We start from the raw sequence: 6322 nt of genomic DNA, 5'->3' as shown, positions 1-6322 counted from the left end.
ATGTTCTGCCGTATTCGCGGTTACCTATCCACTCTACGCAAACAGGGGCATAACGTTCTGGATGCCCTCATGGGATTGTTCTCTGGAAACCCTATAACTCTCCTACCCCAGCCTGAGTAGTTACCATTGGGTTCCAAAATAAAATTAATGGCCCCTACATGAATGGGCGTCTCGCGAAAGTCCGGCAATGGCAGCGTTGGCTGCAGTAACGAACCTTGCCTCAAATCAATATCCCCATATTTCGCGGCCAGAACAACCTGGGCCCCTTGCTCAGATAGAACCTGGGCAAACTTTTCATCATCCGCAGCTCCGTAGCTACTAGGCTGGGTAAACACGATATCCAGCGCAATGGCATCAGCACCAGCATCTAAGATTTTTTGCACAGCAGTGGCATAAGTAGCTCGGGGCCACGGCCATGAACGAATAGGAGCCAATTCTGGATAGGCATCGGGCTGGGCTAAATAATGCTGGCCCTGGGATAAAGATTCTTCGTCAATAGCTAAAATAACGATATCGTCAGGGGCAACCATGGGTCCTCGGAGTTCCCACATCAACGATTGCCCCTGCAGTTCCAAAGCACGAATGAAGCTGAGGTTGAAACCAGTGGCTAGTGCGGTTGTACCAATGAGAAATCCATGAAAACAAGCTCGCCATCGGTGGGCAAGGTTTATGGTTGGCACAAGTTTTTTACGCAAACGATCCTGAGACGTTAACGTAGCGGTGACATCTGCCCCATCCTGTTTCATCCGTATCAAAGTGGGTAGTTAGACACTGTACCAAGTAAAAAAATATAGCGATGCAATCCTAATGGAATCGGACCTTAATCCACTGCGTAGATCAGGTACTTTTTCAGTATTTGCCTAGATGACGTATATAAAATCACATTAGTATGGGATATTATTACGGTTATGGCGAAAAAACTAACACCATAATAGCCTGAAGCTATTGTTTCGTAGCTCATCCTTTAATGTACGGGTTGGCCCCATAGTCCTCCATTAGGGATTAGAGAAGATGCGTCTCTTACAGGTTGAAGTCATTCATTCCAAGGATGGGAGTAAAGCCGGAGGAATATCGAAAAGGTACCCGCAAGATCGTCAAATCTGCCTTATAGTAGTAACTTGACCTTTGTTACAAGGGGTATGGGACAGCCTTAAAGCACGGTGGGTATAGCTTTAGAGTTTAGAGTTTTTAAATCGTTGCCGTAACCTATCGAAATGAGAATCTATTCAATGGCGCTCATTTATGTGCTGAAATTGCGCATTCTAATTGAAAAGGTATGGATACAAAGCTCTATGAATTTTTATAAGTGTTTTATACGTGTGGAGAATGTAATAGCGGCCTAGGTAATTAGTACATTAAAATTCCGATCGTCAAGACCATCTACAGTTTGATTATTTATATATCGTCACCTTCAAGTTCCGCATGAGTTAGGTCTGAATTATTTGCCTTTGATTTATGATTTTCACCATTTCTTATACAGAGCAGTTGTGTGGAAACTAGGTGGATAGTTACAGAAAAACTTATAGTTGATTTTCTGTTCTTAATATTAGGTTTCGAACTATTTCTAGGGCGCAATAGTGACTACTAGTCCGTAGTTCATGTTCCTTAGTTTTAGTTATCGTTATTATTTTTAATTGTATGCATACGCAACCGTTAAGCCGACTTTCTATATTTGTAGACGGGAATAATATGTTCTATGCCCAGCAAAAAAATGGCTGGTTTTTTGACCCTAAGCGTGTCCTTGAGTACTTTACGAAAGAAACAGTTCCTTCCACACTAGTCAATGCTTTTTGGTATACAGGGTTGAAAGATCCACAGGATCAGCGTGGGTTTCGTGATGCTCTAATTAGCCTTGGCTATACGGTACGTACGAAAATTTTGAAAGAATATTACGACGATAATTCTGGCCGCTACTCTCAAAAGGCCAATCTGGATATTGAAATCGTCGTTGATATGTTTAATACGGCTGCCCAGTATGACCGGGTTGTCTTATTTAGTGGTGACGGTGATTTTGAACGGGCCATTGAGCTACTGCGCTCTAAAAACACCCACATCACCGTGGTTTCTACTGAGGGAATGATTGCTCGGGAACTGCGTAATGCAACAGATCGTTATATTGACTTGAATTCGGTGAGACGTCATATCGAAAAAGATTGATACTAACGGCCTCGGCTATGGGGGGCCGTTAGATTGGTTAAGTCTGGCCCTAGGGGGATAATGCCGCCTGGGTTTAGGGGAAACAGGTTGCCATAATAGTCTCGTTTAATGGCGTCCACATCACAGGTGTCGGCCACACCAGGGTGTTGATAAATATCTCGCACATAGCCACTGAGATGCTCGTACTCGGCGATACGCTGCCGATTGCATTTAAAGAGGCCATAGTAGGCAACGTCAAAGCGAATTAATGTGGTGAATAAACGTACATCGGCTAGGGTCAGCGCATCACCACATAGGTAGCGGTGGGTAGTCAAGGTGGTGTCGATCATCCCTAAGGTCTCAAATAACTGATTGCAAGCCTCTTCATAGGCAGTTTGAGTTTGGGCAAAACCACTGCGGTAGACACCATTATTGACCGTGTGATAGATTTGCTCGTTCCATCGGTCAATGTCAGCTCGTAACTCGAGGGGGTACAGATCGAGGGAGGGTTGGGTTGCCCAGTCATTGAAGGCGACATTCAAAATCTCAATGATTTCGGAACTCTCATTGTTGACTATGGTATTGGTCTGGCCATCCCAGAGCACAGGCACGGTGGCCCGTCCCTGATACCCAGACTGAGCCTTGGCATAAAATTGGGGCATGGTCCGGCAGCTTAGGGAGTCAGTGGGAGAGGGGTGGTCAAATACCCAATAGCCCTCATCACCCGAGGGTGAGACAACGGTGATGGGAATCGCTTGTTCTAATCCTTTGAGGGCACGAACAATCAAGGTGCGATGGGCCCAGGGGCAGCCCATGCCAACGATCAGTCGGTAGCGCTTGGGCTCGGCAGGAAAATTGTCTGAGGGGATGCGATCGCAAAACACACTCTGCGGCCGCTGATAAGCCCCTGCTTTATCACTGGGAGCCATCTGGGACATCATGGTCCGCCACAGTGTGGTCCAAATGGTTTTAGCAGTACGAATCAGAAGGCTGGGGGGAAGGGCCATGGACAGTTTTGAAATTGAATATTGAATTTAACTGAATGTTGAATGGGAGGGCGGACACAGCCCACCCCATGGCAAGGTTTTAACCACGTTGATTAGACCAATCTCGCAAAATTGGAATCTTGGCCATTTGGTCTGGTTGAATGGTATCCCAATCCAGACCAGTCGGTTTGGGATGAATATTATCAGTCACCACAGAGCGAGTCGGGGTAACCACCAGATCCAACCCCCAATCATGGTCCTGCATGGGCAACTCCGCTGGATCCACGATCTGTAAATCGTGGACAGTGGTCACAATCGGCGTGTGCTCTGCAATCAGGCCATAATCCCGCAACATCGCCAATTCTAAATCAGCAAACCCTGCCCCTTTTCCGGTACGGCCACCATCATTGGAAACAGCCACACAGCCCACCACCACCAAATCAATCGACTGCATTTCCCCAAAGGCCACCAGTCGACCATGGTTCATCGCACCGCCCATGGTAGTCGCATCCTGTAGCGCCACCCTTTTTACCTCCAGGGCTGCCGCCGTTAACTCCACAAAACACTGGTTGCGAGATAGCCGAGGCACAGCCATATAAAGTACCTTGCCATCAGCCAAGGCCCGTAAACGCACTGCCCTATGGGGAGAATCAGGATTGCATTTAATGACTTGAGCCCGTTGCCATAGGGCAGTTTCTGCCAGACGATCGGCAGCCACATCAGCGCCCAGAAAATTAGGAATGTGCCCCATCGGATCCCCATGCACCACCTGGTGGGCCTTGAGGGTGGACCAAATGCGCTGACGGAGGATATCTTTGCCAGGGTGGCGACCGGACCAAGGGCAGGTGGACATAGGACAAGCAGCAAAACCGTTCCTCACTTATACAACGGCAACCACTTACTAAATGTTTTCTAAATCTTTGGGCCAAAGGTGCTGGCTGGGCCCTAAGGTGAATAAATCTACTGCTGGGTGCCATGGCGAAGAAAACCAAGAAGAAAACGAAGCAAGGGGCTGTCAGCCGTGGCTTCGGTAGTCAGTCATTCACAACGGAACTGGCCCATGCTGAGGCACTGCTACGCCGAGAGCAGTGGGCCGAGGCCCATTCTCTTCTCCTCCGGCTTAAACTATCCCACCCTGAGAACTTGGATGTGTTGGGCCATTTGTTAGATGTGCATTACGATCTGGGGCAGCTGCACCAGTATCAGGCCACCTGTGAAGAGTTTTTAGCCATTAAACCCAACGATGCTCGGGTTAATTTCTTGCTGGCCTATGCCTATGTGCTCAACTACTATCCGCTGTTGGGGGTACAACAATATCGCCAGGCCATTGAACGTTGGCCCGAGTATGTGGGCAGTGGCGAGTGCAAAGAACATTTGGCGATGATCGAGCCCAACTTACCAGAAGTGATGGGATCCATGGGGCTGAAGTACCCCGAGGATTGGGAGGTGGGCATTCTCTATGAACGGACTCGGGCTTTTACGGAAACGGGTCAAGCCCAAAAGGCGATTGAGACGGCCCAGGTGTTGATCGCCCAGCGTCCTAACTTTGTGCCTGGCTACAACAGTTTAGCAGTGGCCTACATGGGCCATGACCAGTATGAGGATGCGGTCTCCACTCTCCAAACCACCCTAGAAAAGCACCCAGACAGTGTGCTCCTGCGAGCCAACCTGGTGCGGTTCCTGTGTTTGCGGGGCAACTTTGCCGAAGCGGACACCCACAAAACCCAACTGTTGGCCAACACCAGCACCGATCTAGATGACCTCACCCACAAAGCAGAGGCCCTAGCCTATTTAGATGACATGGTCGCGATTGTAGACCTGTTGGCCATAGTCCCTCCAGATCCAGAAAAAGATAATCGCCCCTTGGTGTCGGGCCTCTTTCACCACTTGGCTGCCTTGGCCCTAGCCCGCCAAGGAGATCCCATTGCCGCCCGAAAACAGTGGACTATGGCCCTAGAGCTATCCCCAGATATGGAGATAGCGAAGGAAAATCTGGATGATTTTGACATGTCATCCACCTATCAAGAAGGCCCCTGGCCCTTTGAACTCAATAGCTGGGTAGAAAATGGTGCCTATCAAGATCTGCGCCAAGTGTCCCTGGCCATGACGTCAGACCTCCAGCCCCAGGCTGCATTAGTGGCGGCGGTGGAGATGTTACTGTCAGACTATCCGTTTATCAGTCAGTTGTTGCCCGTATGGCTCAAGCGGGGTAGCCCCAGAGCCCGGATGTTGGCCATGGTGATTGCTAAGAGCCACCCCAGTGCAGCCCATCTGGCCGCAGTGAATGACTTTGTAGCAGGCACCTTCGGCAGCGATGCTCAGCGCTATCACATGGCGTCCTATTTGGCTCAGCAGGAACAACTCACGACAAGTCGGTTTTGGCTCAATGGTGAATGGAGTGAAAACCCACCCCTCGCCAACTATAAAATTGTTCCGGCACCTGTCGAAGTCGAATCACCGGCAGCAGAGGAATTGTTAGCTAAGGCGTTGAAGAAGATTGCCCTGGAGTCTCCTAAAGCGGCGGAAACGGCTGAGACCTATTTGATCCAGGCCCTGGAGATAGAACCCAACAATCCTGTTTTGCTAAATAATTTGGCCCTGGCCTATACCCACCAGCAACGACTCAAGGAGTCGCGGCAGCTCACGCAGCAAATCATTGATCAGCATCCTGGGGATGTGGCTAGTCGAATTGCGATCGCACAGCTTTACCTCCAAGAAGAGAATTTGGCAGCTGCCGAAACAGTCCTGGATCAGTTACTACGACGATCCAACTTTACCGAGGCTGATTTAGTCAGTCTGCTGCTCACCCGCAGTCGCCTCCTCATGCTGCAAGGCAACGAAAACATGGCCCGTCTGTGGTTTCAATCAGTACTGCCCTTGGTTAAGGACCATCCAATCCTCAGACAGCTAGGCTTTGGGCCAAAACATCGATAGGGATAATGGGCCTAACTGGCAAAACGTCGCAACCCAAAAGACGCTAGGGGCAAGGTCTTGTCTTTGTCCAGGTCCTGCTACGGCAGCAACACCATAGAGCACAGTGCTTAAATCAAGAATTCATACCACAAACTAAACAAACTGGACAGTGCGAAGTTCATCTCTAACTGGTGAAAGTCTCTAAAAAAGAACATCCCAGTACCCAAACGGTCTGGAATGTCCGAAACTGGCTGAAACCATTACAATCAGCCAGTTCCATTATGGAG

The 6322-nt window shown here is 49.1% G+C and carries 5 protein-coding genes; 2 read left to right on the top strand and 3 right to left on the bottom strand.

All coding sequences use genetic code 11. The annotated features are described in order from the left end of the window. Window positions 1-20: 20 nt before the first annotated feature. Entirely contained in the window at window positions 21-746 is a 726-nt protein-coding gene (locus tag VB741_RS25695; protein WP_323368078.1) for a CHASE2 domain-containing protein, read from the bottom strand. A gap of 892 nt (window positions 747-1638) precedes the next feature. On the opposite strand from VB741_RS25695, the gene VB741_RS25690 reads away from it, so the two are divergent. Beyond that, window positions 1639-2157 carry a LabA-like NYN domain-containing protein gene (locus tag VB741_RS25690; protein WP_323368077.1) on the top strand — a complete coding sequence of 173 codons (519 nt, stop codon included), beginning with the start codon at window positions 1639-1641 and terminating at the stop codon, window positions 2155-2157. 2 nt (window positions 2158-2159) lie between these two features. Here the strand turns inward: VB741_RS25690 and VB741_RS25685 are convergent, their stop codons facing one another. Both VB741_RS25685 and VB741_RS25680 read right to left on the bottom strand, forming a co-directional pair. Further along, window positions 2160-3143, bottom strand: a complete 984-nt coding sequence (locus tag VB741_RS25685; protein WP_323368076.1) for a glutathione S-transferase family protein — start codon at window positions 3141-3143, stop codon at window positions 2160-2162. A gap of 79 nt (window positions 3144-3222) precedes the next feature. Beyond that, a complete protein-coding gene (locus VB741_RS25680) occupies window positions 3223-3975 on the bottom strand; it encodes a 5-formyltetrahydrofolate cyclo-ligase (protein ID WP_323368075.1) in 753 nt (250 codons plus the stop codon). 122 nt (window positions 3976-4097) lie between these two features. Between VB741_RS25680 and VB741_RS25675 the strand changes: the two genes are divergently transcribed. Further along, window positions 4098-6056 (top strand): tetratricopeptide repeat protein, encoded by a 1959-nt coding sequence (locus VB741_RS25675; RefSeq protein WP_323368074.1) that lies wholly within the window; start codon window positions 4098-4100, stop codon window positions 6054-6056. The last annotated feature ends 266 nt before the right edge of the window (window positions 6057-6322 follow it).

It is taken from the genome of Leptothoe sp. PORK10 BA2 (assembly GCF_034932105.1).
Taxonomy (GTDB): Bacteria; Cyanobacteriota; Cyanobacteriia; order Phormidesmidales; family Phormidesmidaceae; genus Leptothoe.
The sequence above is the reverse complement of the archived record's forward strand: the minus strand, read 5'-3'. Positions and strand labels throughout refer to the sequence as shown.

What these genes read in the sequence shown, in the direction of transcription:
- VB741_RS25695 (WP_323368078.1), bottom strand. Translation starts at nt 746, where the DNA reads ATGAAACAGGATGGGGCAGATGTCACCGCTACGTTAACGTCTCAGGAT.
- VB741_RS25690 (WP_323368077.1), top strand. Translation starts at nt 1,639, where the DNA reads ATGCATACGCAACCGTTAAGCCGACTTTCTATATTTGTAGACGGGAAT.
- VB741_RS25685 (WP_323368076.1), bottom strand. Translation starts at nt 3,143, where the DNA reads ATGGCCCTTCCCCCCAGCCTTCTGATTCGTACTGCTAAAACCATTTGG.
- VB741_RS25680 (WP_323368075.1), bottom strand. Translation starts at nt 3,975, where the DNA reads ATGTCCACCTGCCCTTGGTCCGGTCGCCACCCTGGCAAAGATATCCTC.
- VB741_RS25675 (WP_323368074.1), top strand. Translation starts at nt 4,098, where the DNA reads ATGGCGAAGAAAACCAAGAAGAAAACGAAGCAAGGGGCTGTCAGCCGT.